The organism is uncultured Sphaerotilus sp. (assembly GCF_963924895.1).
GTDB lineage: Bacteria > Pseudomonadota > Gammaproteobacteria > Burkholderiales > Burkholderiaceae_C > Sphaerotilus.
Genome location: NZ_CAWURG010000036.1, coordinates 14,701 through 40,234, shown reverse-complemented (window position 1 = coordinate 40,234; position 25,534 = coordinate 14,701). Strand labels below are relative to the sequence as shown.

General features: G+C 68.8%; 26 protein-coding genes. 5 read left to right on the top strand and 21 right to left on the bottom strand.

Annotated elements, in window-relative coordinates:
- Window positions 1-6 precede the first annotated feature (6 nt).
- The 10 genes from tssF to AABN02_RS13180 form a co-directional block, all read right to left on the bottom strand.
- Entirely contained in the window at window positions 7-1,929 is a 1,923-nt protein-coding gene (gene tssF, locus AABN02_RS13225) for a type VI secretion system baseplate subunit TssF (protein ID WP_338415394.1), read from the bottom strand.
- Complete coding sequence (tssE, locus tag AABN02_RS13220; RefSeq protein WP_338415393.1) at window positions 1,929-2,483, bottom strand: type VI secretion system baseplate subunit TssE; 555 nt, start codon at window positions 2,481-2,483, stop codon at window positions 1,929-1,931. The genes tssF and tssE overlap by 1 nt, the downstream gene beginning before the upstream one ends.
- A gap of 5 nt (window positions 2,484-2,488) precedes the next feature.
- The gene (locus tag AABN02_RS13215) at window positions 2,489-3,361 is read right to left on the bottom strand and encodes a type VI secretion system accessory protein TagJ (RefSeq protein ID WP_338415392.1); all 873 of its coding nucleotides are present in this window, start codon (window positions 3,359-3,361) and stop codon (window positions 2,489-2,491) included.
- A 47-nt stretch (window positions 3,362-3,408) separates the two neighbouring features.
- Complete coding sequence (locus AABN02_RS13210; protein ID WP_338415391.1) at window positions 3,409-3,879, bottom strand: type VI secretion system tube protein Hcp; 471 nt, start codon at window positions 3,877-3,879, stop codon at window positions 3,409-3,411.
- A gap of 16 nt (window positions 3,880-3,895) precedes the next feature.
- On the bottom strand, window positions 3,896-4,372 hold the full coding sequence (locus AABN02_RS13205) for a type VI secretion system tube protein Hcp (RefSeq protein WP_338415390.1): 477 nt from the start codon (window positions 4,370-4,372) through the stop codon (window positions 3,896-3,898).
- 47 nt (window positions 4,373-4,419) lie between these two features.
- Window positions 4,420-5,919: a type VI secretion system contractile sheath large subunit gene (tssC, locus tag AABN02_RS13200; RefSeq protein WP_338415389.1), complete on the bottom strand. Its 1,500-nt coding sequence runs from the start codon at window positions 5,917-5,919 to the stop codon at window positions 4,420-4,422.
- A gap of 17 nt (window positions 5,920-5,936) precedes the next feature.
- Entirely contained in the window at window positions 5,937-6,434 is a 498-nt protein-coding gene (tssB, locus tag AABN02_RS13195) for a type VI secretion system contractile sheath small subunit (RefSeq protein WP_338415388.1), read from the bottom strand.
- 41 nt (window positions 6,435-6,475) lie between these two features.
- Window positions 6,476-7,531 carry a type VI secretion system protein TssA gene (gene tssA / locus AABN02_RS13190; protein WP_338415387.1) on the bottom strand — a complete coding sequence of 352 codons (1,056 nt, stop codon included), beginning with the start codon at window positions 7,529-7,531 and terminating at the stop codon, window positions 6,476-6,478.
- Between the two features lie 94 nt (window positions 7,532-7,625).
- Entirely contained in the window at window positions 7,626-9,461 is a 1,836-nt protein-coding gene (locus tag AABN02_RS13185; RefSeq protein WP_338415386.1) for an ATP-binding protein, read from the bottom strand.
- A gap of 2 nt (window positions 9,462-9,463) precedes the next feature.
- Complete coding sequence (locus AABN02_RS13180) at window positions 9,464-10,135, bottom strand: response regulator transcription factor (protein ID WP_338415385.1); 672 nt, start codon at window positions 10,133-10,135, stop codon at window positions 9,464-9,466.
- Between the two features lie 194 nt (window positions 10,136-10,329).
- On the opposite strand from AABN02_RS13180, the gene AABN02_RS13175 reads away from it, so the two are divergent.
- A complete protein-coding gene (locus AABN02_RS13175; RefSeq protein ID WP_338415384.1) occupies window positions 10,330-11,274 on the top strand; it encodes a DMT family transporter in 945 nt (314 codons plus the stop codon).
- Between the two features lie 11 nt (window positions 11,275-11,285).
- Here AABN02_RS13175 and AABN02_RS13170 read toward each other — a convergent pair whose 3' ends face one another.
- The 9 genes from AABN02_RS13170 to AABN02_RS13130 form a co-directional block, all read right to left on the bottom strand.
- The gene (locus AABN02_RS13170; RefSeq protein WP_338415428.1) at window positions 11,286-12,191 is read right to left on the bottom strand and encodes a DMT family transporter; all 906 of its coding nucleotides are present in this window, start codon (window positions 12,189-12,191) and stop codon (window positions 11,286-11,288) included.
- The gene (locus AABN02_RS13165; RefSeq protein ID WP_338415383.1) at window positions 12,188-13,270 is read right to left on the bottom strand and encodes a TRAP transporter substrate-binding protein; all 1,083 of its coding nucleotides are present in this window, start codon (window positions 13,268-13,270) and stop codon (window positions 12,188-12,190) included. The genes AABN02_RS13170 and AABN02_RS13165 overlap by 4 nt, the downstream gene beginning before the upstream one ends.
- Window positions 13,271-13,348: 78 nt before the next feature.
- Window positions 13,349-14,425, bottom strand: a complete 1,077-nt coding sequence (locus tag AABN02_RS13160) for an Ldh family oxidoreductase (RefSeq protein WP_338415382.1) — start codon at window positions 14,423-14,425, stop codon at window positions 13,349-13,351.
- Window positions 14,426-14,459: 34 nt separating this feature from the next.
- Window positions 14,460-15,986 carry an altronate dehydratase family protein gene (locus AABN02_RS13155; protein ID WP_338415381.1) on the bottom strand — a complete coding sequence of 509 codons (1,527 nt, stop codon included), beginning with the start codon at window positions 15,984-15,986 and terminating at the stop codon, window positions 14,460-14,462.
- A 31-nt stretch (window positions 15,987-16,017) separates the two neighbouring features.
- The gene (locus tag AABN02_RS13150; protein ID WP_338415380.1) at window positions 16,018-16,986 is read right to left on the bottom strand and encodes a hypothetical protein; all 969 of its coding nucleotides are present in this window, start codon (window positions 16,984-16,986) and stop codon (window positions 16,018-16,020) included.
- Between the two features lie 79 nt (window positions 16,987-17,065).
- On the bottom strand, window positions 17,066-17,929 hold the full coding sequence (locus AABN02_RS13145; RefSeq protein ID WP_338415379.1) for a fumarylacetoacetate hydrolase family protein: 864 nt from the start codon (window positions 17,927-17,929) through the stop codon (window positions 17,066-17,068).
- A gap of 121 nt (window positions 17,930-18,050) precedes the next feature.
- Window positions 18,051-18,806, bottom strand: coding sequence for an SDR family oxidoreductase (locus AABN02_RS13140; protein ID WP_338415378.1), 756 nt, complete (start codon window positions 18,804-18,806; stop codon window positions 18,051-18,053).
- A 42-nt stretch (window positions 18,807-18,848) separates the two neighbouring features.
- Window positions 18,849-19,748, bottom strand: a complete 900-nt coding sequence (locus tag AABN02_RS13135; RefSeq protein ID WP_338415377.1) for an NAD(P)-dependent oxidoreductase — start codon at window positions 19,746-19,748, stop codon at window positions 18,849-18,851.
- 19 nt (window positions 19,749-19,767) lie between these two features.
- Window positions 19,768-21,504, bottom strand: coding sequence for an IlvD/Edd family dehydratase (locus tag AABN02_RS13130; RefSeq protein WP_338415376.1), 1,737 nt, complete (start codon window positions 21,502-21,504; stop codon window positions 19,768-19,770).
- A 120-nt stretch (window positions 21,505-21,624) separates the two neighbouring features.
- Between AABN02_RS13130 and AABN02_RS13125 the strand changes: the two genes are divergently transcribed.
- From AABN02_RS13125 to AABN02_RS13115, 3 genes are all read left to right on the top strand, one after another.
- Window positions 21,625-22,575, top strand: coding sequence for a 2-hydroxyacid dehydrogenase (locus AABN02_RS13125; RefSeq protein WP_338415375.1), 951 nt, complete (start codon window positions 21,625-21,627; stop codon window positions 22,573-22,575).
- Window positions 22,576-22,666: 91 nt separating this feature from the next.
- The gene (locus tag AABN02_RS13120) at window positions 22,667-23,002 is read left to right on the top strand and encodes a type II toxin-antitoxin system HicB family antitoxin (RefSeq protein WP_338415374.1); all 336 of its coding nucleotides are present in this window, start codon (window positions 22,667-22,669) and stop codon (window positions 23,000-23,002) included.
- A gap of 57 nt (window positions 23,003-23,059) precedes the next feature.
- The gene (locus AABN02_RS13115; protein WP_338415373.1) at window positions 23,060-23,242 is read left to right on the top strand and encodes a hypothetical protein; all 183 of its coding nucleotides are present in this window, start codon (window positions 23,060-23,062) and stop codon (window positions 23,240-23,242) included.
- A 33-nt stretch (window positions 23,243-23,275) separates the two neighbouring features.
- On the opposite strand, the gene AABN02_RS13110 is transcribed toward AABN02_RS13115, so the two are convergent.
- Together AABN02_RS13110 and AABN02_RS13105 are read right to left on the bottom strand one after the other, a co-directional pair.
- Window positions 23,276-23,689 (bottom strand): type II toxin-antitoxin system VapC family toxin, encoded by a 414-nt coding sequence (locus AABN02_RS13110; protein WP_338415372.1) that lies wholly within the window; start codon window positions 23,687-23,689, stop codon window positions 23,276-23,278.
- Entirely contained in the window at window positions 23,686-23,940 is a 255-nt protein-coding gene (locus AABN02_RS13105) for a type II toxin-antitoxin system Phd/YefM family antitoxin (RefSeq protein ID WP_338415371.1), read from the bottom strand. Before AABN02_RS13105 ends, AABN02_RS13110 begins: the two co-directional genes overlap by 4 nt.
- 178 nt (window positions 23,941-24,118) lie before the next feature.
- Between AABN02_RS13105 and AABN02_RS13100 the strand changes: the two genes are divergently transcribed.
- Window positions 24,119-25,501, top strand: a complete 1,383-nt coding sequence (locus AABN02_RS13100) for an ABC transporter substrate-binding protein (RefSeq protein WP_338415370.1) — start codon at window positions 24,119-24,121, stop codon at window positions 25,499-25,501.
- Window positions 25,502-25,534: the final 33 nt, after the last annotated feature.

Below are 25,534 nucleotides of genomic sequence, written 5' to 3'. Positions count from 1 at the left end.
TCGGTCTCACAGCAGCGGCGCCACGCCACAGCGCGGCGGCCAGCGCATCAACTCGCCGCGGGTGGTCGAGCGCAGCGTCGTTTCCGTGAAGCTGTTGATGGCGGCGTGGCGGGCGAAAAAGCGCTCCAGCACACTGCCGAAGAGGAAGGCGCTGCCGCCCTGGAAGGCCAGCTCGTCCACCTCCACCGTCACCGCCACCCCGCTGCCAAAGGTCAGCGGCCCGGCAAACGGCAGCCGCCGGGTCACCGCCCGCGCCTCGACCGACAGCAGCCCTTCCACCCAGCGCCGCCAGCCGGTGTCGGCCTCGTTGCCGAACAGCAGCAGCAGGCTGCGCAGCGCTGCCGCGGCGCGGCGCGGATCCTCACCGGCGATCGTCAGGTGGTCCAGGCTCAGCAGGCTGACCAGCGACCAGCCGATGTTGCCGCGTGGCAGCCGTTGCACCGGCCGCGTCGGCCCGCGCAGGGTCTCGACCCGCTGCACCGGACCGGGGGCCTCCAGCGTCCAGCGCCCTGCCCGGCCCGCCGCGTCGCTGCCGCTGGCCACCGCCGTCTGCGCCGCGCCGGGCAGCAGCACCGGCAGATCGCGGTTGGTCACCCAGGCGGTCACGGAGAGCTGGCGCAGGTCCTCGGCACAGGGCGCCTGATGGGCATCGACCAGCGACAGGAAACACTCGGTGCCGACAAAGGCGGTGCGCGGGCCCTGCTGGCGCTGGCGCTCGGACCAGACGCGCGGCTCGCGGCGCACGGTGTAGTAGGCGCTGTGCTGCGCCGCCTCGGTGTGAAAGGCCGCGTAGAGCGGCAGGAAGGTCTGCTGCGCCAGCGCGCCGCTGCCGTGGCCGGTGACGCTGTCGATGGCGTAGACCTCGAAGTCCATCGGCCGCGTCCGGTCGGGCACGACGTGGTGCTCCCAGGTCGCGGGGGTGATGGCGATGCGGTCCAGGCGCTTGCGGAAGAGATTGATGGCGGGGGTGCAGAACAGCGACAGCGCCTCGCGGTCGACCACCGCCTCCAGCGTCGGATCCGCCCGGCCGAACAGGACCACCAGCTCGGCCTCGTGGCCGTTCACCTGCGCCAGCCGCGACTCCAGGTCCTCCAGCGCGAAGCACAGCAGCCGCTGCGGCAGTGCCGCGAACTCCTGCAGCAGCCGGTGGCCGGAGAAGCCGCGCAACGTTTCGGGCAGCAAGGCCTCGTCATCGTCGAAACCAAGTGCGCGCACCGAGGCTGCACCGCGCCATTGCGCCCGCGGATCAACGGACGCGCCGGTCGGCCCCGCGGCGCCCACGACCCAGCTCCCCAGCGCCTGCCCCGTGACCAGCTCGTGCAGCCGCAGCGCCGTCTCGTCGGCCGCGCTCAGGTAGAAGGCCAGCGACGCCAGCGGCAACTGGTTCAGCGCCACGCCATGGCTGCGCAGCCGAATGCGCAGCCCGCCGCGCACCTGCCGCCCGACCGGCAGCCGGTTGACGGGCAGATCAGGCGCATGGGTGAAGTACTGGACCGCGGTGATCTCCAGCGGCCAGAGCGTCACCGCGTGCGCGGTGCGGAATTCGCAGCGGGTGTTCTGGCCGCGCACCGCCTCGCTGTGCAGCGCCGTGCCGCGGGGCACCGTGAAGCCCTTGGTCAGGCCGGGGTCGAGCAGGTCCGGCTGCAGCCGCACGATCGCCATGCTCGGCACGGGCGCCACGAAGTTCGGATACACCGTCTCCAGCAGGTGGCCGACGAGGCGCGGGTACTCGCTGTCGATCTTGAGCTGGATGCGCGCGGCCATGAACGCGAAGCCTTCGAGCAGCCGCTCCACATAGGGATCGGCCACCTCGACGCCGTCCATCGTCAGCCGCCCGGCGATCTTGGGGAACTCGCGCGCGAACTCGGCGCCGACCTCGCGCAGGTGGGCCAGCTCCTCGTTGTAGCGGCGCAGCAGGCCCGGGTCCATCAGGCCCGCCCTCCCGAACCACCGCCGGCGGCGGGCACCGAGGCCAGCACGCTGCGCCCGGTCTCGCGCACCTCGATCTGGCCCGCCTCCAGGTCCAGCCGCGTGCGCAGCAGCAGCTCCAGCGGCACGGGCTGCGCCCACAGGTGGCCGCGGATCTCGAACTCGATGACGTTGTGCGTGTCCAGCACCGAGCTGAATTCGAGCGCCTTCACCGTCAGCGTCGAGGCCAGGATGCGCGGCTCGAAGCGCTGGATGGCCTGGCGCATCATCCGCTCCAGCGTCGGCACGTCCACGCGCGAGGCGAGCTGTCCGGCCATGGGTGGGAGGCCGAAGTTCAGCACCGACTGCGCGGCCTGCGGGTGCTGGCGCGCGTCTTCCGCGGAGATCGGCTGCACGGCGTTGAGCAGCCACGCCAGGTCACGCAGCACGGCGCTGCGCAGCTGGCCCTTGTTCATGACCCGGGCCGCGTCGGCGTCGGACGTCACCGCGCGCTCGTGGTCGATCAGCCGATCCAGCAGGGCCGGTTGCAGCCTGTCCTGGATCTGCGCGGCCATGCTGCTCAGGCCGCCTCGGCCGGCGGGAGATGCAGCACGAGTTCCCGGACGTCGAGCAGGCCCAGCTCCGGCCCGCTGCTGGTCAGCACGCGCTGGCCGGAGCCGCGGTACTGCTCCGGCGCCTGCTCGGGCGCCAGCGCATGCCAGTCGGTGCGGCGCGCCAGCAGCAGCGCGTCGTTGTGCACGGTGTCGACATAGGCGCCGAGGTCGGGGCCGGTGTAGCGGGTCGGGATCAGCGCCACCGACTCGCCGCCGTTGGGCAGGAACAGGTGGGCCGGCATCCACACCAGATCGCGCAGGTCGGCGGGCGGCTCCACCACGATGCGGCTCACCTGCGACAGCGGCAGCCAGCCGTAGCGCCCGCGCAGCACCACCTCCAGCACCGGGCCGAGCCGCGAGTCGGCATCGGCGATCCACTCGAAGGGTGTGCCGTTGAGCGTGCCGGCGGTGGTCGGAGCCTCCTCCAGCGCCTGCCGGCGCAGGGCCGCAGCCGCCGCCACCTCACCCTTGGCCTCGACCGCCAGCGCCTCGGTCAGCAGACCGATCCAGGGTGCCGGCTCGCCGAACACCATCGGCGTGGTGCGCCCGGTCATCACCGCCTGGCGCACCGCCTCGCACTGCAGGGCCTCGCGGTAGGTGCTGACCATCGCCAGCGTGCCGGCGTCCAGTTCGCCGCAGAGCTTGAGCTGGCTCGCCGCCCGTTCCCACTGCTCCAGCACGGCCAGCAACTGGAACAGGAAGGTCCGCAGCCGGACATCGCCGGGCTGCTTGCGCACCTGCTGCTGCAGCGCCATCAAGGTGGCCGACAGTTCGCCCGCGGCGAGCAACTGTTCGGCCGTGGCCGTGGGCGTGGACGAAGAAGTGGGGTGGGTCGTCATGCGGTCATACCCGGTTCGGGTTCAGGAGATTCAGAGGGATCAGGAAATCAGACGTCGTCGTTGAAGACGTAGGCCGCGCCGCGCTGACCGGTGCGCTGCTGCGGGGAATACTCGATCTCGACCTTGGTGAAGGCGATGGACACCCGCTCGAAGACATCGCCGTCCTCGCTGCTGTCGATGTCCACCGCGGTGATGCGGGCGTTCTTCAGGGTCAGGCGCAGGAAGTCCTGCTGGCCCTCCCCCGCCTTGCGCATCATCAGGCTCGCTTCCTTGACCTCGTCGTTGGTGACCAGCGCACTCAGCAGCGCGGTGCTGGCGGTGTCGGTGCCCTTGACGAAGGTGAGGTTCTTGTACGAGCGCCGCGCGGTCGCCTGCACCGAGCCCATCGCCGTCGGCGCCGAGACGCCCCAGGACCAGGAACGCACGGCAATGTCGTCGGCATGGCCGGGCGCCACGCACTCGCCCTTGACCTTGCCGGCGCGCTTGGTCTGGATGTGGAGGTAGCTGTCGGTGCTCACGGTGCAGCCGCGGGACTCAGCGCGTCTCGGTCGTCGCCAGGTTCCAGCCGAACTTCACCTCGCCGCCGAGGGCGCCCTTGTCGTCCTGCGGCTTGTAGGAGAACTCGATGTCCTTGTAGGTCATGGACACCGACTCGGTGATGTCGCCGCCCGAGGAACCCGCCGGGGCGATGTGGTTGATCAGGGCCTCCTTCATCGTGATCTTGAAGAAGTCCTTCTGCCCCTCGCCGGCCTTGCGGGCGACGATGACCACGGTGGCGAAGTGCTTGCCCTGTGCGCAGTGCTTGGCCAGCACCGGCGAGGCCTTGTCGTAGAGGTGGACAAAATTGAAGGGGTGGCCTTCGCCCTTGCCCTTGCCGGAGCCGCCACCGGACAGCGCCGAGCCATTGGCCGCGCCCCAGCTCCAGGACAGCACTTCGATCTGTCCCTTGTGGTCCTTGTGAGTGGCTTCGCCATCGACGCCGTCGAACTTGATGTGTGTATCGATTGCCATGGTGAGAATCCTTTGCGGGGTGGTCTGGGGGGGGGGTGACTACAGATTCAGGCCTGCTTCTGGGACGGCAGCTTGGAGACGAGGCGCAGCGACACCGTCAGCCCTTCGAGCTGGTAGTGCGGGCGCAGGAAAAACTTGGACGAGTAGTAGCCGGGGTTGCCGGGGATTTCCTCGACGACCACCTCGGCGGCGGCCAGCGGCTTCTCGGCCTTGGTGACCTCGGAGGAGTTGGCCGGGTCGCCATCGACGTAGTTCATGATCCAGGCGTTGAGCCACTTGGCCATGTCGTCGCGTTCCTTGAACGACCCCACCTTGTCGCGCACGATGCACTTCAGGTAGTGGGCGAAGCGGCAGGTGGCGAAGAGGTAGGGCAGCCGCGCGGCGAGGTTGGCGTTGGCGGTGGCGTCCGGGTCGTCGTATTCAGCCGGTTTCTGCAGCGACTGCGCGCCGATGAACGCGGCGAAGTCCGAGTTCTTGCGGTGCACCAGCGGCATGAAGCCGTTCTTGGCCAGCTCCGCCTCGCGCCGGTCGCTGATGGCGATCTCGGTCGGGCACTTCATGTCCACGCCGCCATCGTCGGTCGGGAAGGTGTGGGTCGGCAGACCCTCGACCGCGCCGCCCGACTCGATGCCGCGGATGCGCGAACACCAGCCATAGAGCTTGAACGAGCGGTTGATGTTGGTCGCCATCGCGTAGGCGGCGTTGGCCCAGGCGTACTTGCTGTGGTCGGCGCCGGCGGTGTCTTCCTCGAAGTTGAAGTCTTCGACCGGGTTGGTTTTTGCGCCGTAGGGCTGGCGGGCCAGGAAGCGCGGCATGGCCAGACCGATGTAGCGGGCGTCGTCGGACTCCCGCAGCGAGCGCCACGCGGCGTACTGCGGCGTCGTGAAGATCTTGGTCAGGTCGCGCGGGTTGGCGAGTTCCTGCCAGGACTCCATCTGCATCAGCGCCGGACCGGCGGCCGCGATGAAGGGCGCGTGCGCGGACGCGGCGACCTTGGCCATCTCGCCCAGCAGTTCCACGTCCGGCGGCGTGTGGTCGAAGTAGTAGTCGCCGACGAGGCAGCCGAAGGGCTCGCCACCGAACTGGCCGTACTCCTCCTCGTAGACCTTCTTGAACACCGGGCTCTGGTCCCAGGACGTGCCCTTGTAGCGCTTGAGCGTCTTGTGCAGCTCCTGCTTGGAGATGTTCATGACGCGGATCTTCAGCATCTCGTCGGTTTCGGTGTTGTTGACGAGGTGGTGCAGGCCGCGCCAGGCGCTCTCGAGCTTCTGGAACTCGGCCTGGTGCAGGATCAGGTTGACCTGCTCGCTGAGCTTGGTATCGAGCGCGGCGATCATCGCCTCGATCGAGCGCAGCACGTCGCCGTCGATCAGCGCGGTCTGGGCCAGCGCCTGCTGCGCCAGCGTCTGCACCGCCTGCTCGACGGCCGAGCGCACGTCGTCGCTCTTGGGCTTGAATTCCTTGTCGAGCAGCGCGGCAAAGTCGTTGCCCTGGTATTCCACGCCGGCGAGCGCGGGGGTTTGGGTCTGGGTATCGGTATTGGCCATGTCGGGCAGCTCCTGGGTCAGGCGGTCGGCTTGGCACTGGAGGCCAGTGCCTGCAGCAGCGCCGGGTCCTTGATGACCTGGGCCAGCAGTTCCTCGGCACCGGTCTTGCCGTCCATGTAGGTGATGAGGTTGGAGAGCTGCTGGCGCGCCTGCAGCAGCTGGTTGAGCGCATCGACCTTGCGGGCCACGGCGGCGGGCGAGAAGTCGTCCATCGACTCGAAGGTGATGTCCACCGACAGGTTGCCCTCGCCAGTCAGCGTGTTCGGCACGGCGAAGGCCACCCGCGGCTTCATCGACTTCATGCGGGCGTCGAAGTTGTCCACGTCGATGTCGAGGAACTTGCGCTCGGCCACGGGCGCGAGCGGATCGGCCGGCTTGCCCGAGAGGTCCGACAGCACGCCCATCACGAAGGGCAGCTGCACCTTCTTCTCGGCGCCGTACAACTCGACGTCGTACTCGATCTGCACGCGCGGCGCGCGGTTGCGGGCGATGAATTTCTGACTGCTGGTGGCCATGGAAAACGTCCTCCGGGAGTGGTTCGGATGCTTCGGCGGGTTCAGGAACCGGTGGCCTCGTCGTAGGACAGGCCGGCGATCTTCTCGACGGAGTCCATGCCGTCGGGCGCGAGGTCGCGGATGATCTCGAAGAAGCTCTTGCTCATGAGCCGCTTGGCACGCTGGATGAGCAGTGGCGCGGGGTGGGAGGGCTCGTTGCGCTCGATCCACTCGCACACGCGCTCCAGCATGCGGATCGCGTCGTCGCGGCTGGCGATCTGGCCGGGCACGGCCACCACGCTCCCGGCGACGGGCGCGGCCCCCACCGGCGGGCCAGCGACCATGGATGCGGCGGTGCCCGGCATTCCGGCCGCCGGCGCTGCCGTGGCGCCACCCGCAGCACCCACCGTCTCGGCGATGGCGCGCACCAGCCCGCGCAGCGGCTTGAAGTCGGGGCTGGCGGTGCTGACCCGCTCGCCGAGCAGCGCGTCGAGCCGATCGACCTGCGCGGGCAGGCCGGCGAGCGCCGCCGTGAAGCCGGACTCGGCCGCATCCGCCCCGCGCAGCACGGGCAGCAGCCCGGCGGCGGTGGGCGGTTTCTCGTCCGGTCCGGCCACCGCCTTGCCGCTGGCCAGCTCGACCAGGCGGCCGGTCACCCCGGTACGGTCACCCGGGACGCGCGCGGCACGCACATCGGCCAGCACGGACATCAGGTCATTGAGCGGCGCCAGGGCGTTCATCCGCTCGGTCGGGTCGCCGCCATCGTCGGCGTCGAGCCGCGGCCAGACGTGGTCCCAGTGGCGCTCCAGCAGGCCGGTGACCAGCGCCAGCCCGTCCGGCAGCGCGCCCAGCCCGTGGGTGTGCAGGCTGGCCCGGATCAGGTGCATGGCCACCCGCAGATCCCGGGTCCGGGCGAACAGCGCCAGCGCCAGCGTGCGCATCTGCCCCCAGTCGGGGTCTTCGGCGGGAATGACGGTGTCGCCAAACTGCTGCTCGGGCTTGCCGCGGGCGGCCGTCTCCAGCGACTGGAAGACTTCGTCGTACTCCATGTCCGGCGGGCCACAGGGGGCGTCCGCATCCAGCGGCAGCAGCAGGGCATCGACATCGAAGGAGGACATGGCGGCAGTCGGACATGCAGTCGGAAGCGGTGACCCAGTCTAGGCATCTCCCTCACCGGGAAAATCTGCCGAAAGTCACTTTGCCGGGCGACGCTCAGAGCGACATGCGCCGCAGCACCGACATCAGCTTGCGCGGCTGCACCGGCTTGAACAGCAGCGGCACGCCCCCGGCCATCACGCGGCGCATCTCGTCGGCGGTGGTGTCGCCGGTGATGACCACCGCCGGCACCTCGCTGCCGCAGACCTCGCGGACGCGGGCAATGGCGTCGAGGCCGTCCTCGCCGTCGGCCAGATGCAGGTCGGACAGCACCAGGTCGAGCCCGTCGCCCAGCCGGCGGGCATGGCCGACCGCCTCGTCCACCGTGGCAGCCATGTGCGGCTCGTAGCCCCACTCGGTCAGCACGACGCACAGGCCGTCGCGGATGCTGTCCTCGTCGTCGATGACGAGGATGGTGCGAGCGGCGTAGACCGGCAGCGGCACGGTGTCGGCCGCGGCCGTCACGCGCTCGACCTCGTCGAAGTCGCTGGTGGCCACGCCCAGGCGGAACATGGTGCCGCGCCCGGGACAGGACGCCACGGTCAGCGTGTGCCCCATCAGGCGCACCAGCCGCTTGACGATGGCCAGTCCGAGGCCCAGTCCGCGCTGCCGGCGCCGCGTGCCGTCGCGCACCTGGTAGAACTCGTCGAAGATGCGCGGCAGCTCGTCCGCGCCGATGCCGCTGCCAGTGTCCCAGACCTCGATGCAGATCTGCTGCGACCGGGCCCGGGTACGGGCAACCACCACGAGACCGCCCTCGCGGGTGTGGCGCAGGGCGTTCTGGATCAGGTTGCCGAGCACGCGCTCCAGCAGTTGCGGGTCGCTGCGCACCGACTTGCCGCCCGGCGAGAAGCGCAGGCTCAGCCCCGCCGCCTCGGCCACCCCCGCGAAGTGCAGGTGCAGGCGCCGGAACACGTCGCGCAGCGCGAAGTACTGCAGATTGGCCTCCATCGAGCCGGCGTCCAGGCGCGACATGTCGAGCATGGCGCCGAAGGACTGGTCCAGCGCGTCGATGGAGCGGACCATGTTGCGCACCAGGGCCTCGTCCGGGCCGCCGCGCACGCGCCGCTCCAGCGTCGAGACGAACAGGCCCAGCGCATGCATGGGCTGGCGCAGGTCGTGGCTGGCGGTGGCGACGAAGCGGTTGGCGTCCTGCTGGGCGCGCACGGCGGCATCCCGCTCGCCGGCCAGCGCAGCGCTCAGGTCGTCGGCCGCCAGCCGGGAGCGGGTGGCACGCTGCCAGACCGTGGCCACCTGGCGCTGCAGCCACAGCGCCAGCACGGCCGCGACCAGCAGGGTGACGCCCAGCCGGATTTCCCCCAGCGCGGCACACACCGGCGCCGCCGCCCCCGCACCCCAGGCCCCCATGCGTGCCAGCACCGGCAGCGCGGCCCACACCGCCGCCGCATACAGCGACACCAGCACCAGCACCACCGTCAGCTCTTGCTCGACCCGGGACGCGACGGCGAGGTTGACCGCCAGGTTCAGCGCCGGTGTCAGCAGCGCCAGCGCCATCATGCGCAGCCAGGTCTTGCGGTCGCGGCGCAGCGTCGTGCGGCGCTGCACCGCGTCGGCCAGCAGGCGGCGCTGCACCTGCTGGCACACCAGCAGCCACACCAGCGTCAGTGCCGCGCAGGCCAGCACCAGCGGCCGCTGCTGCAAGCCCCCCTGCCAGACCGCGAACAGCAGATTCGCGCCAGCCAGCACCAGCAACACCCCCGGCGCACGGTCCACGGCCTCGACGAAGGCCGCGTCCTGCAGGCGCCGCTCGACCGAGCGTCGCTCCTGGACCGGGCGCCCGCCCTCGCCACCCGGTGCCTCCGAGGCCTGCGGCGGCCCCACCACCGTGTAGCGGGTCACACCGACCGGGGCGGTGGCGAGCGCTGGTGGCACCGCTAGCGAAACAGGCTGATCAGGTGCGAGCGCGACTTGACATCGAGCGCCAGCAGCAGCGACGAGACGTAGTTCTTGACCGTCCCCAGCGAGAGACTGGTCGCGGCGCTGATTTCCTGGTTCGTGCAGCCGGACAGCACCAGCTCCAGCACCTCCAGGTGCCGCGGCCCGAGTTCGGCGATGCGGTCGAACACGGCCGAGCCGGGCATGTGCGGAAACATCACTTCGGACAGCGCCCCCGGCCGGCGCAGCATCACACGCTCGTCGACCGGCAGCAGTGCGCCGAGCGCGGCGGCCAGATCATCGGCTGCACCGTTCTTGCGGATGTAGCCGCGTGCGCCCAGGGCGCGGGCCTGGCGGATGACAAATTCGTCCTGCGTGCCGCTGAAGACCACGACCTGGGCGGCCGGAAAGGCCTCCATGAACTGGCGCAGGCCCTGCAACCCCTTGCAGTCGGCCAGATTGAGGTCGAGCAGCACGGCATCGACATCGCCATGCTGGCGGTAGAGGTCCATGCCATCGCGCAGGTTGTCGGCCTCCAGCCAGTTGACCGGCACCCCATGCAGTTCGGCGCAGCGGGTGCGCACGCCCACACGGATGAACTCGTAGTCATCGATCAGGAGCAGCTTGACGGGATCCGGTGCCCGTTGGTGCATCGGCTCGAGTCCCGACATCACCCGTCCTCGGGCACTTGAGCTGCTGATCATTTCCATCCTGAACTCCCAGTCGTACAGCCATGCACCTATCTGGCGCCTTTGGGCGACACTGTGCACGTTTCATCTTTCCGCCGCATCCTCAATCTTGCGGGCAGGTCGGACAGGAAGATGCAAAGAATCGGTATTTTTTAACTATTGAAGTCGCTATATCCATGCTCCTCACGCCCCGTCTGATCGTGATGCTCGCCATGCCGCCCCTGCTGTGGGCCGGCAACGCGGTGGTCGGCCGCATGACCGTGCCGCATGTGCCGCCGCTGCTGCTGAACGCGATCCGCTGGGGCGTCGTGCTGCTGGTGCTGCTGGTGCTGGGCCAACGGGCCATCGCCACGGCCGAACGGCGCCGCGAAATCCTGGCCCGCTGGCGGCCGCTCGGCTTGATGGGCCTGCTCGGGGTCGGGGCCTACAACGCGCTGCAGTACCTCGCGCTGACCACCTCGACCCCCATCAACGTGACGCTGATCGCCGCCAGCATGCCGCTGTGGATGCTGCTGGTCGGCGCCGTGTTCTATGCCGAACGGCCGCGGGTGCCGCAGATGTCCGGAGCCGCGCTGTCGCTGGTCGGCGTGGCCACGGTGCTGAGCCGCGGGCACCCGTCGGCGCTGGCGGACGTGCAGTTCGTGCGGGGAGACCTGTACATGCTGGCGGCGGCGGCCAGCTGGGCCGGCTACAGCTGGATGCTGGCCCGGCCGCCCGCGTCGATGCGCGGCGAGGCGCGTCCACGGGTCATCGGCGCGGACGGCCAGCGCCGCGTCTGGACCTGGGACGAAGCGCTGTTGGTGCAGGCGCTGTTCGGTGTGGTGTGGGCCGGCGGCGCAGCGGGTCTGGAATCGGTGTTCTCGGTGCGCCAGCCGGAATGGTCACCGGCGGTTGCGGCGGCGGTGCTCTACATCGTTGTCGGCCCCTCGCTGATCGCCTACGCGCTGTGGGGCCGGGCGGTGGCGGCCGTGGGTCCGACCACCGCCGGCATCTTCGCCAACCTCACGCCCCTGTTCGCCGCGCTGCTGTCCACCGCGCTGATCGGCGAGGCGCCGCACGGCTACCACGCGGTGGCGTTTGCGCTGATCGTGGCGGGCATCCTCGTGTCCTCGCGGCGCTGACCGGCGCCCGGTCAGCGCCAGCGCGCCAGCAAGGCCACCCCGGCCAGCACCAGCAGCGTGCCGAGGACGATCCACCCCGTCATCGGCTCCCCCAGCACGAACACGCTCATCACGATCGTGCTCATCGGCCCGACCAGCCCGGTCTGCGCGGCCAGACCCGCGCCCAGCCGCTCGATGCCCAGCATCACGAGGATCACCGGGGCGAAGGTGCAGGCCGTGGCGTTGAGCAGCGACAGCCACAGCACGGGCGTCGCGACCTCGAACACGGACGCCACCGGCCGCAGCACCACGAACTGCCCGATGCACAGCAGGCAGGCCACCGTGGTCGCCAGTCCGGTCAGCCGCAGCGCACCGAGGCGGTTGACCTCCTGCCCGCTCTGCACCAGGTAAATGGCATAGCTCAGCGCACTGCCAAAGACCAGCGCTGCGCCCAGCCCGACATGGGGACCGAGATCCGTCATCTCGCGCCCGAAGACCACCAGCACGCCGGCGTAACTCACGCCCAGCGCAATCATCTGCTGGCGCGTGACCCGCTTGCCGTGCAGCACCACGCCGAGGAAGAGCACCAGCGTCGGGTTGAGGTAGAGGATCAGCCGCTCCAGGCTGGCGCTGATGTAGGCCAGCCCGGCGAAGTCGAGGAAGCTCGCCAGGTAATAGCCCGAGAAGCCCAGGCCGACCACCGCCACGAGGTCGCGCCGCGTCAGGGCGGGCTTGCCGCGGCTGGACCACCACGCCAGCGCCACGAACAGCGGCAGCGCGAACAGCATGCGCAGCATCAGCAGCGTGACCGCATCGACCCCGTGCCGATAGGCCAGCTTGACGATGATCGCCTTGCCCGAAAAAGCAATCGACCCGGCCAGCGCGAACGCCAGACCGGGCCAGAGCTTCGGGCGGACAGGAGCCGCCGCGGAGGTCAGAGCTTCTGTGCCTGCATGAAGTCGTCGAAACCGGCTTCGGCGAAGCGGAACCACAGGTTCTGGTCGGCACGGAACCTGGACAAATCAGCGTAGACCTTCTTCCAGTGCGGGTTCTTGTCGCTCAGTTCCGCATACATCGCGATCGATTCCTTGAACGCCAGCTCCATCACATCCTTCGGGAAGCGGAACAGCTTGGTGCCACCGGACACCAGCGTCTTCAGTGCCGCCGGGTTGCGGCCGTCGTACTTGGCCTGCATGTCGACGTGGGCGTAGGCCGCCGCGGCTTCGACGATGGCCTTGTACTCGGGGGTCAGCGCATCGAAGGCCTTCTGGTTGATGAAGAAGTCGAGCTGCGGGCCGCCTTCCCACCAGCCCGGGTAGGCGTAGTTCGGGGCGACCTTGTTGAAGCCGAGCTTCAGGTCATCGTAGGGGCCGACCCACTCGGCGGCGTCGATGGTGCCTTTTTCCAGCGCCTGGTAGATCTCGCCGCCGGGGATGTTCTGCGGCACGCCGCCCATGCGCTCGATCACCTTGCCGCCGAAGCCGCCGATGCGGAACTTCAGGCCCTTGATGTCGGCCAGCGAGGTCACCGGCTTGCGGAACCAGCCACCCATCTGCGCACCCGTGTTGCCACCGGGGAAGTTGATGATGTTGTAGGTCTTGTAGAACTCGCGCATCAGCTTCAGGCCGTTGCCCTCGAACATCCACGCCGTCATCTGGCGGCTGTTCAGACCGAAGGGAATGGAGCAGCCCAGCGCGAAGGTCTCGTCCTTGCCGAAGAAATAGTAGGGCGCGGTGTGGGCCATCTCGACGGTGCCGTTCTGCACGCCGTCCACGACGCCAAACGCCGGCATCAGCTCGCCAGCCGGGTGGGTCGAGATCTGGAACTTGCCGCCCGTCATCGCGCTGACCTGCCTGGCGAACTCCTCCGCAGCGCCAAAGATGGTGTCGAGCGACTTCGGGAAGCTCGACGCCATGCGCCAGCGGATGGCGGCCTGGGCATGGACGATGGCAGGCGCAGCGCCCGCAGCGAGCACGCCGGCCAGGCCGGTTTGGCGGATGAAATTGCGACGTTCCATGCAGAGGCTCCTTGAAATGGGGGATGTCGGTTCAGTGCCGGCGATTCTAGAAAGCCGATTCCGGCAAAGCCACAAGGGTTACCCCTGCGCAATAGTACGTAGGGGCGACGAGACGCCCAGCCGCGCACTCCACTCGTGCATCTGGCGCGCCAGCTGCGGCTCGACCGGAATGCCGGTGCGGCGGCGCTCGGCGGCACAGTCGTGCTCCGGGTCGCCGGGCATCCGGGGCGATCCGGGCTCGGCCGCCAGCGTGCGCGCCATCTGCTCGACGACGGTGGCCAGCACCGGCCCGCCCGCAAAACGCATCGGGTCGATGACGAGGAAAAACGCTCCGATGCGGCGCGGTGCGTCCAGGTCACCGAACATCGGCGGGATGTTCGGCCCGAAGGGATTGCCGTGCAGCGGGCCACTGAGCAGATCCACCATCAGCGCCAGCGCGTAGCCCTTGTGGCCGTAGTCGCTGCCGCCCAGCGGGGTGACGGCGATGGCGGCGTCCGGATCAGTGGTCGGCTGGCCCTGCGCGTCGATGGCGATGTCCGGCGGCAGCGTGTGGCCCTCGCGGCGCGCGTTCATCACGCGGTTCCACGGGATCGAGGTCGTCGCCATGTCCAGGCAGACCGGCTCGCCGCCCGCGCGCGGGAAGGCGATGGCGATGGGATTGGTGCCGAAGAACGGGCGCTGGCCGCCATGCGGGGCGGCGATGCTGTCGGCGTGGGTGAAGGCGAGTCCGATCAGGCCCGCGCGCGCCGCCTCGCGGGCGTAGAGGCCGACCGCGCCACAGTGCGACGAGTCGCGCACGCCCACCGCCGCGATGCCGGTTTCACGGGCGATGTCCATGGCCAGCCGGTTGGCGAAATGCGCCACCAGAATGCCCTGCCCCTGGTCGCCATCGACCTGCGCGGTGGAGGCGCCCGTGCGCTCGATGCGCAGCACCGGCCGTGCCCGGATCGAGCCGCGCGAGATCCGCTCGAAGTAGTGCGGCAGCCGGGCGATGCCGTGGGTATCGACGCCCCACAGGCTGGTCTGCACGAGGCTGTCGGCGAGTTGCCGGGCGTCGGGTGGTCGCAGGTCGAGCGCCTGCAGGCACTGCACCGCCCACGCGGTGAGGTCTTCGGCGGGCACGCACACGCTGCCCTCGGCGATCGGTTGTGCCATCAGGAATCCTTGTTCACGTCGCGGGTCTTCGTTTTCACATCACCGCGCCGAGTTGCCACGGCACGAATTCGTTCTGGCCGTAGCCGTGTTGTTCGCTCTTGGTGGCGCGGCCCGAGGCGGCGTCCAGCATGAGACGGAAGATGCGCTCGCCGGCTGCGTCCACCGACTCGGTGCCATCGATCACCGTGCCGCAGTTCAGGTCGATGTCGTCGGCCTGGCGGTTCCACAGCGCGGTGTTGGTCGAGAACTTCAGCGACGGCGACGGCGCGCAGCCATAGGCCGAGCCGCGCCCGGTCGTGAAGCAGATCAGGTTGGCGCCGCCCGCGACCTGCCCCGTCGCCGAGACCGGGTCGTAGCCGGGGGTGTCCATGAAGACGAGGCCCTGCGCGGTGACCGGCTGCGCAAACTCGACCACATCGACGAGGTTGGTCGTGCCGCTCTTGGCGATGGCGCCGAGGCTTTTTTCGAGGATCGTCGTCAGCCCGCCCGCCTTGTTGCCGGCAGAGGGGTTGTTGTCCATGCGCATGGCGTGGCGCGCGGTGTAGGACTCCCACCACGCGATGCGGGCACGCAGCTTGTCTGCGACCTCGACGCTGACGGCGCGGCGCGTCAGCAGGTGCTCGCCACCGTAGATCTCGGGCGTTTCCGACAGGATCGCCGTGCCGCCATGCCGCACCAGCCGATCGACTGCCGCGCCGAGCGCCGGATTCGCGCTCAGGCCGGAATAGCCGTCCGAGCCGCCGCACTGCAAGCCGACGACCAGATGCCGCGCCGGCACGGGCTGGCGCGCCACGCGGTTCGCCTCAGACAGCATCTGGCGGATCAGCGCGACGCCACGCGCCACGGTCTGCGCCGTGCCGCCGGAATCCTGGATGCTGAAGGTGACGAGCCGGGCGCCTTCCTGCAAGCCTTCCTGCGCGATCAGCCCCTGGATCTGGTTCGTCTCGCAGCCGAGGCCCACCACCAGCACCGCCGCGAAGTTCGGGTGCCGTGCATAGCCGCCCAGCGTGCGGCGCAGCACGCGCAGCTCCTCGCCGTCGCTGGCCGTCGCGCAGCCCATGCCGTGCGTCAGCGCGACGATGCCGTCCACGTTCGGAAACGCCGCCAGCGCCTCGGGCCGGACATCGCGGCGGAACTGGTCCGCGATGGCGCGCGCCACGGTCGCCGAGCAGTTCACCGAGGTCAGCACGCCGATGTAGTTGCGCGTCGCCACCCGGCCGTCCACCCGGACGATGCCGTCGAAGGTCGCCGGCTCGGCCTCGAACGCGGTCGGCACCGCGTCCACCCCGTCCGCGTGTTCGCGGGCAAAGTCGCTGAAGGCGAGGTTGTGGGTGTGGACATGCTGGCCCGGCGCGATCGGCTGGGTCGCCGTGCCGATGACCTGCCCGTAGCGGCGCACCGGCTCGCCCGCCGCGATGGCGCGGGTGGCGACCTTGTGACCGGGCGGGACCAGCCCGGAGACGGTCACGCCCTCGCCGGCCAGCACGGTGCCGCCCAGCAGCTGCGTGCGGGCGATGACGACGTTGTCGGTCGGATGGATGCGGATGAAGGGTGCGGACATGTCGGGACGTCGAAGGCGGTTGAGTTCAGGTTCAGGGCCAGCTCAGGCAACGCATGCGCGTCGCCAGCTCCACAGGCAAGGGATCCGCGCCGGGCGCCGGGGCGAGTTGCCCGAGCAGGAAATCGATGTCGTGCCCGCTCAGCCGCCGCTCGTGGCCCACCTTGGGATCGATGATGCTCACGCCCCCGAGCGAAGGCCCCTTGCGCGGAGGTGCAAACGCATTGGGGAGGTCTTCGTCCAGCGAGGCGCCGATCAGCACGACCATGTGCGCACTCGGCGTGCCGTCGTTCAGACGTCCGGTGTTGATCAGCCAAGGCCGGTGTGTCAGTCGCAGCAGCGGCACCCAGAAATACGCCCCACCCGCGCTGCCCATCGCCACGCGCATGTGGAGGGCCGAGTCCATCGGTCGCATGCCCAGCGTGTGGCAGAAGAACGGGTTGACCTGTGGCTGCGCCAACCCGGTGTCCGCTTCGAACACGTCCGTCCAGTGGCGTTCGCGGGTGCGGCTGAGCAGGTCGCTGATCTGCTGTCGCACGGGCAAGGCGTCGGCGATCTGGCCTCGGTTGCGCAGCTTCCACATCATCGTGGCCGCAGTGGCCCAGCAGCCGTTGGGGGTGGGCTGCTTCAGCGGCACCAGACCCGCGCGCACGTCGATCGACCGCTGCGTAGGCTGGTCAAAATCCACCACCCCTGTGGGCCGGCCTTGCCCGAGGTGCGGCTTGATCGGCCCCTCGCCGGCCAGCACGTTGAGCATGCGCAGCGTCTGCCCGCCCGGGTCGATGCGGCCGTCGCGGAAGCGCTGGTCGACGTTGTGCTGCTGGAAATGTTCGATCGCGGCTTGCAGCGGAGCGCTGATCGCGCGGTCGCGGATCGCCGCCGTCAGTGGCGGCGTGGGTCCGCCATCGGCGACGGGCACGCGGTTGAGCAAGGTCTGGATGGTGTCCTGGTCTGCGCGGGCGTTCAGGCCCTGGCGACCGACCGCAGAGTTCAAGGTCTTCATGGCAGCGTCCCCTTGGTGTGAACCTCAATGGTGCGGCGTCGAAAGACCTGCGCCCGTCACGGCCTGGAGGTCGCCGCGCTCAGGCGTCGATCAACGCCGGGTTCCAAGCATGCACCGTCTGCTGCTGCTCGCCCAGCTTGTCGATGCCCAGGCGCATCACGTCGCCCGCCTTCAGGAACACCGGGCTCGGCTTCTGGCCCATGCCGACGCCGGGGGGCGTGCCGGTGGTGATCACGTCGCCGGGGTTGAGCGTCATGAAGCGGCTGAGGTAGCTGACGATCTGCGCGACGTTGAAGATCATGGTCGCGGTGTTGCCGGTCTGCATGCGCTGGCCGTTCACGTCGAGCCACATGCCCAGGTTCTGCACGTCGCCCACCTCGTCGGCCGTCACCAGCCACGGCCCGATCGGCCCGAAGGTGTCGCAGCCCTTGCCCTTGTCCCAGGTGCCGCCGCGCTCCAGCTGGTACTCGCGCTCGGAGACATCGTTGATGAGGCAGTAGCCGGCGACGTGCGCGAGCGCGTCGGCCTCGTCCACGTAACGCGCCCGGGTGCCGATGACCACGCCGAGTTCGACTTCCCAGTCCGACTTCACCGAGCCCTGCGGCAGCACGACGTCGTGGTGGCAGCCGACTGCGCATTCCACCGTCTTCGTGAAGACGATCGGCTCCTTCGGGATCGGCATGTTCGACTCGGCGGCGTGGTCGGCGTAGTTCAGGCCGATGGCGATGAACTTGGTCATGCCCGTCCACGGCACCTGCAACTCGCCCTGCGCGACGATGGGCAGCGCGGACACGTCGACGCTGGCCAGCGCCGCCAGCGACGAGGGCGAGAGCGAGGCCGGCGTGATGTCGCCGATCAGCGCGGAGAGGTCGCGGACCTGGCCGTCGGCGTCGAGCAGACCGGGTTTCGGATTGGCGCGGGGGCCGTGGCGCAGCAGTTTCATGGGAGTCCTTTCAAGCCCCGTCATGCCCGCGAAAGCGGGCACCCACGCAGGGCAGTGACGGGGATTGTGTCGGTGGATCCTCGCATTCGCGAGGATGACGGTAGGTGGGACGGGAGGTGGATCAGTTCGACCAGCCGCCGTCGATGACCTGCGTAGTGCCGGTCGTGAACGACGACTCGTCGCTCGCCAGGTACACCGCCAGCGCCGCGATCTCGTCGACGCGGCCCAGGCGCCCCATCGGCTGGCGGGCGATGAAGGCGGCTTCGACCTGCGCCTGTGTCAGCCCGGTGGCCGACGCCTGTGCGTCGATGCGGTCACGCAGCGAGGGCGACTCGACCGTGCCCGGGCAGATCGCGTTGCAGCGCAGCCCCTTGGTGATGAAATCCGCCGCCACCGCCTTGGTCAGGCCGATCACCGCGGCCTTGGTCGTGCCGTAGACGAAGCGGTTCGGCGCGCCCTTGAGGCTGCCAGCGACTGATGCGACGTTGATGATCGAGCCACCGCCCTTGGCCAGCATGCCGGGGGCGAAGGCGCGGATCGTGCGGAACATCGAGCGCACGTTGAGGTTCATCGCGAAGTCCCACTCGGCCTCGGTGCAGTCGAGCACCGTGCCGGCGTGGACGAAGCCGGCGCCATTGAACAGCACATCGATCGGCCCGTGCTGCGCCGCGGCCGCTTCGATCGCGGCCGGGTCGGTCACGTCGAGCACCTGCACCGTGCAGCCACACTCGGCGGCCAGCGCATCCAGCGCAGCCGCGTTCACGTCGGTGGCGATGATGCGGGCGCCTTCGCGGACGAAGGCGAGCGCGGTGGCGCGGCCGATGCCCTGGCCAGCGGCGGTGATGAGGGCGGTCTTGCCGCGGAGTCGGTTGGACATGGGGAACCTCGGTGCGGGTGAAGCGGAGTCGGTGGGGTGGGGTCAGGTCGGGCGCGGGACCAGCGTCACGCCGGTCAGCTTTTCCTGCGCCTCGATCAGCGAGGGGACAAAGCGGTCGCCATAGCCGAGCACGCAGGCCTGCACCAGCGACTGGTGCACCGCCTGCCCGATCCAGGCGGGCATGCCCAGGCCCTCGGCAAGGTGGCCGTAATAACGAACGTCCTTGCGCGCGTTGTCGAGGCTGAACTTCAGGCCGTCGAGCCGCCCGTCCAGCGCGGGCGCCATCATCTGGATCAGGCCGCAGTTGACCGGCCCGCCCGAGATCACCTCGATCAGCTTCTTCGGCTCGACCCCGGCGCGCGCGGCCACGGCAAGTGCCTCGGCGGTGGCATTGCAGATCGCCTGCGCGACGAAGTTGTTCAGCAGCTTGATGGTGTGGCCCGCACCCGGACCGCCGACGTGGAAGACGTTTTCCGCGAAGCAGCGCAGCACCGGCTCCAGTTGCGCGAACACCGCCGGCTCGGCGCCGACCATCACGTTGAGCGTGCCGGCCTCCGCCTGCACCGGCGAGCGCGCCAGCGGCGCATCGACCAGCACAGCACCAGCCTGCGCCGCCAGCGCCCGCAGGCGGTGTGTCGACGCGGGTTCGCTGGTGGAGCAATCGACGATCAGCAGGCCCGGTCGGGCGCCCGCCAGCAGGCCCGTCTCGCCCTGGAGCACGGCCTCGACCTCGGGCGTGCCGGTGACGCAGAGAAAGACCACCGCGCTGTCGCGGGCCATCTCGGCCAGCGTCGCCGACTCGGTGGCGCCCGCGGCGAGCAGATCCGCCGCAGGTTCGCGGCGCTGGCGCAGCACGAGCCGCAGGGTGTGGCCCTTGGCGAGCAGGTTGCGGGCCATGCCGTGGCCCATCAAACCCGTCGCGCCTACAAATCCGATGTCCATGGCGATCTCCGCAGGGGGTTCAGTGGTTGTCCTTGGGGACGAAGCTGCCGCGCTTGCCGCGCAGGAAATCGAGGTCCGCGCCCTCGTCGGCCTGCAGCACGTGGTCGATGTAGAGCTTCCAGTAGCCGCTGTCCATCGGCGGCACCGGCGGCGCCCAGTCGGCGCGGCGGCGGGCGAGTTCCTCGTCGTCCACATGCAGGTGCAGGCTGCGCGCCGGCACGTCCAGCGTGATCAGGTCACCGTTCTGCACGAGCGCCAGCGTGCCGCCCGCTGCCGCTTCCGGGGCGGTGTGCAGCACGACGGTGCCGTAGGCGGTGCCGCTCATGCGGGCGTCGCTGATGCGGACCATGTCGGTGATGCCCTTGCGCAGCACCTTCGGCGGCAGCGGCATGTTGCCCACCTCGGCCATGCCGGGGTAGCCCTTCGGCCCGCAGTTCTTCAGCACCAGGATGCAGGTCTCGTCGACGTCGAGCGCCTCGTCGTCGATGCGGGCGTGGAAGTCGTTCGAGTCCTCGAACACGACAGCGCGGCCGGTGTGCTGCATCAGCGCCGGGGTCGCCGCACTCGGCTTGATGACCGCCCCGCGCGGCGCGAGGTTGCCGCGCAGCACGGCGATGCCGGCATTGGCCTTGAACGGCGCGTCGAAGGTCTTGATCACGCGCGGGTCGAAGTTCTCGGCATCGGCGATGTTCTCGCCGACCGTGCAGCCGTTCGCGGTGACGATCTCCGTGTGCAGCAGGTGCGCGATTTCCTTCATCACCACCGGCAGGCCGCCCGCGTAGCAGAAGTCTTCCATCAGGTGCTGGCCCGAGGGCTGCAGGTTCAGCAGGCACGGCAGCTCGCTGGCCAGCCGGTCGAAGTCGTCGATCGACAGCGGCACGCCGAGCCGCCCGGCGATGGCGATCAGGTGGATCACCGCGTTCGTGCTGCCGCCGATGGCTGCGAGCGTACGGATCGCGTTCTCGAAGGCTTCACGGGTCAGGATGCTGGAGAGCTTCTGGTCGTCGTGGACCATCTGCACGATGCGCCGCCCGGCCTGCCGCGCCAGCACGTTGCGCCGTCCGTCCACCGCCGGGTACGCCGCATTGCCCGGCAGCCCGACGCCGAGTGCCTCGACCATCGACGCCATCGTGCTCGCCGTGCCCATCGTCATGCAGTGGCCGTGGCTGCGGTGCATGCAGCTCTCGGCCTCGAAGAAGTCCTGCAGCTTGAGCGTACCGGCGCGGACCTGCTCGCTCATGCTCCACACGCCGGTGCCCGAGCCGAGTTCTTGGCCGCGCCACTTGCCGTTGAGCATCGGGCCGCCGGAGACGCCGATGGTCGGCAGGTCGACGCTGCTGGCGCCCATCAGCAGGCTCGGCGTCGTCTTGTCGCAGCCCATCAGCAGCACCACGCCGTCGATCGGGTTGCCGCGGATCGATTCCTCCACGTCCATGCTGGCGAGGTTGCGGTAGAGCATCGCGGTCGGCCGCATCAGCGTCTCGCCGAGCGACATCACCGGGAACTCCAGCGGGAAGCCGCCCGCCTCGTAGACGCCGATCTTGACCTGCTCGGCCAGCGCGCGGAAATGCGAGTTGCAGGGGGTCAGCTCGCTGAAGGTGTTGCAGATGCCGATGACCGGGCGACCGTCGAACTGGTCATGCGGCACGCCCTTGCCCTTGACCCAGCTGCGGTAGGCGAAGCCATCGCGGTCCTGGCGGCCGAACCATTGCTGGCTACGGAGTTCCTCGGGGCGTTTCTTCTTGGGAGTGCTCATCGGCGTGCTCGTTAGTCCCGTGTCGGGCTTGGAAAGTGCGCGTCGATACTATGGTATGACGAATAACGACCGTCCCCGTGGAATCCCTTGGAGCCTGAATTGAGCGAACACACCACCCCGTTGAGCCCCTCTTTCGAAGTCCTGGCCGTGATGCGGATGAGCCCGCTGCTGGAGCCGCTGCTGCGCGCGCAGTTCACGGTGCATGACCGGCTGCACGAGAGCGATCCAGCCGCGTTCGAGGCGGTGGCGCCGCGCATCCGCGGCATCGCGGCGAGCGGCGAGAGCAAGGTCGGCGCCGCGCTGATGGACCGGCTGCCGGCGCTGGAGATCATCTCGGTGATGGGCGTCGGCTATGACGGCATCGACGTGGCAGCGGCGAAGGCGCGGGGTGTCGTCGTGACGCACACGCCGGACGTGCTGAACGACGACGTGGCGGATCTGGCGATGGCGCTGATGCTGGCGGGTTCGCGGCAGATCGTCGCGGCGGACCGCTACATCCGCGACGGGCACTGGTCCGGCGGGCCGATGCCGCTGGCGCGCAAGCTGTCCGGGTCGCGGCTGGGGGTGGTCGGCATGGGCCGGATCGGGCAGGCGATCGCGCGGCGTGCGCAGGCGTTCGACATGCCGGTGGCGTACCACACGCGCCAGCCGAAGCCCGGCCTGCCCTATCCCTACATCGCGTCACTGGTCGATCTGGCCGCACGCAGCGACGTGCTGGTGGTCATCACCCCGGGCGGCGCGGCCACGCGGCACCTCGTCAACGCCGAAGTACTCGCCGCGCTCGGGCCGCAGGGGTTGCTGGTGAATGTGGCGCGGGGGTCGGTGGTCGATGAAACGGCGCTGATCGAGGCGCTCGAATCCGGGGCGCTGGGCGGGGCAGCGCTGGATGTGTTCGCGGATGAGCCGAATGTGCCGGAGCGGCTGCGGGCGCTGCCGCAGGTGGTGTTGACGCCGCACATTGGCAGTGCGACGAACTCGACGCGGGGGGCGATGGCAGGGTTGGCGGTGGAGAATCTGAGGGCGAAGGCGGCGGGGGAAGCGGTGTTGACGGCGGTGCCGGAGTGTCGGTGAGGCGAAAACCCAAGCAGCAGCGTACTCGTCGTCCCGAGTTGTTCGTCAAGCGGGTTTATGAACAGTCGGGGCTCGACATTGGAGTGCGCCCATGAACACCATGCAACACAAAGGCTATACCGCCCGCATCGACTACGACGAACGGGACAATATCCTCGTCGGCCGGGTGCTCGGTATCCGCGCCATCATCAGTTTCCACGGAGAAACCGTCTCGGAAGTACGCCGCGAGTTCGAGGCCGCCATTGAGGACTTCCTGAACGACTGTCAGGCACAGGGCATCAAGCCAGAAAAACCAGCGTCCGGAAAACTCATGCTGCGCGTGCCGCCGCAAGTCCACGGCGCCGCACTCGTGGCAGCGGAAGCGGCAGGAAAAAGCCTCAACCAGTGGGCAACGGAAGTCATCCAGATGGCCGCGCAGCCTCATTGAGAACAAGCTGAGGCGTTCAGGCGCACAGAGAGCGGCGTCAACCAACAAGGCAACGGTATGCAACCCCAGCCGATCCAAAGCGAAGCAGATCTTCAGGAAGCCTTCAAACAACTGGAAGCCATCTTCCGGGCTGAAGAAGGAACCCCGGAATTCGCAGAAATGCAGGCGCTGGTCACGCGGATAGAGGTTTACGAGCGAGCGCACCACCCCGTAGAAACCAAGCACCGCAAGCCTGCTTGAGGCCAACCAGTAAATTGAAACTGAGACTGCCGTTCAAGTCGCCGCCAGCACCCTCAGATGCCCAGCCGCCGCATAGGCCAGCAGCTTTCCATCCGCGGTGACCAACGTGGCGTCCAAGTGGCGGGCCGTCGCGGCGATCAGCCTGTCAGCCGGATCCCCATGTAATTCACCCGGTAGCCGCGTGCTGGCAATCGCGATGGACGGCAGCAGCGGTACAAGATGCACTGCTGGCAGGGCCAGTACCTCGTCAATCCACTGTTGCACGTCCTGACCAAACCCGAGTCGGCCTTTCGCAACGAGCATCCCGATTTCCCACGGCGTGATGGCGCTGATGCAGACGCGAGACGCCGCACCAATCGTTTCACGAGCCGAAATCGACAAGCGCAGATCGCCTTCCAGCAGCCAGACCAGCACATGCGTGTCGAGAACGACCACATCGGTCGTCACGCGTCGGCCTCCCAAGCTTCGCCAACCGGCGCCACCAGATCCTGCTGAATCGTCACGCGCCCCCGCATCGCACCAAACAGCGCCACCGGCGCCGCGTCACGGATCGGCACCAGCCGTGCCACAGGACGCCCGCGCCGCGTGATGACCAGCGTCTCGCCTGAATGCTCCACACCGTCGAGCAGTTGGGTACACCGGGCGCGGAACTCCGTCACAGGAACGCTGGCGGGAACAACAGGTGAAGGCACGGCCATCGCAGGCTCCGAATCGGTAGGTGACAGCCGCCCAGTGTAGGCCGATCCTGCCGCTGCCTCATCCCCTTGCGGCGGACCCTTACGGGATTCCCCGTTAACCGCCAGTCATCATTCATCATACGATCGCCGCACCCCCACCGGGACATCAACCGTGACGAACGACACGAGGAGACACGCGATGCAGGCGAAGACATGGATGAGCAGCGCCCTGGCCGCTGCGGCACTGCTGGCGATGGCGCCGGCCCAGGCCGATGAAACCCTCACCGTCTGGTGGGGCAAGGGCTACTACAAGTCCGAAGACGACGCGCTGTACAACGCGATCAAGAAGTTCGAGGCCAAGAACAAGGGCGTCAAGATCGAACTCTCGCTGTACGCGCCGCAGGAAATCATCCCGAAGTCGGTCGCTGCGCTCGACGCCGGCAACCCGCCGGACGTGGCCTATGGCGACGTCTACGACTTCCAGGTCACCGCCAAGTGGGCCTACGACGGCAAGCTCGAAGACGTCTCGTCGATCATCGACCCGCTGCGCGCCAAGTTCGAGCCGCAGGCGCTGTCCACCACCTTCCTGCTGAACAACGCCGAGGGCGGCAAGCGCGCGTACTACGCCTTCCCGATCAAGCAGCAGACGATGCACATCCAGTACTGGAAGGACATGCTGGGCGACGCGGGCTACAAGGAAAGCGACATCCCGACCGGCTGGAAGGACTACTGGAACTTCTGGTGCGAGAAGGTCCAGACCGGCTACCGCCAGAAGACCGGCAAGCGCGCCTTCGGCACCGGTTTCCCGATGGGCGTGGATTCGAGCGACTCGTTCTTCTCGTTCCTGACCTTCATGGACGCGCACAACGTCAAGCTGGTCAACGACTCCGGCAAGCTGCTGGTCGATGACCCGGCCGTGCGCCAGGGCCTGATCAACGCTGTCACCGACTACACCACCGTCTACACCAAGGGCTGCACGCCGCCGTCGGCCACCAACTGGAAAGACCCGGACAACAACGTCGCCTTCCACAACAAGACCATCGCGATGACCCACAACGCGACGATCTCGATCGCGGCGAAGTGGCTCGATGACTCGACCAACGCCACGCTGACCGACGTGCAGCGCGCCGAGGCCAAGAAGAACTACACCGAGCTGATCGCCACCGCCGCCTTCCCGACCAAGCCCGACGGCACGAAGATGCAGTACCGCGCCGCTGTCAAGACGGGCGTGATCTTCAAGGACGCCAAGAACAAGGCGATGGCCAAGAAGTTCGTGGCCTTCCTGCTCGACGAGTCCAACCTGACGCCGTACGTGGAAGGTTCGCTGGGCCGCTGGTTCCCGGTCACCAAGGCGGCGCAGGAAAGCGCGTTCTGGAAGGGTGATCCGCACCGCGTGACGGTCTACAACCAGTTCAAGTCGGGCACGGTGCCGTTCGAGTTCACCAAGAACTACAAGTTCACGATCCTGAACAACGAGAACGTGTGGGCCAAGGCCATGAACCGCGTGCTCAACGAGAAGGTGCCCGTGGACAAGGCCGTGGACGAGATGATCGCCCGCATCAAGACCGTGGCGGGCAACTGAGCAGCCTGACGTGACGACCGCCCTCGCCTCCTC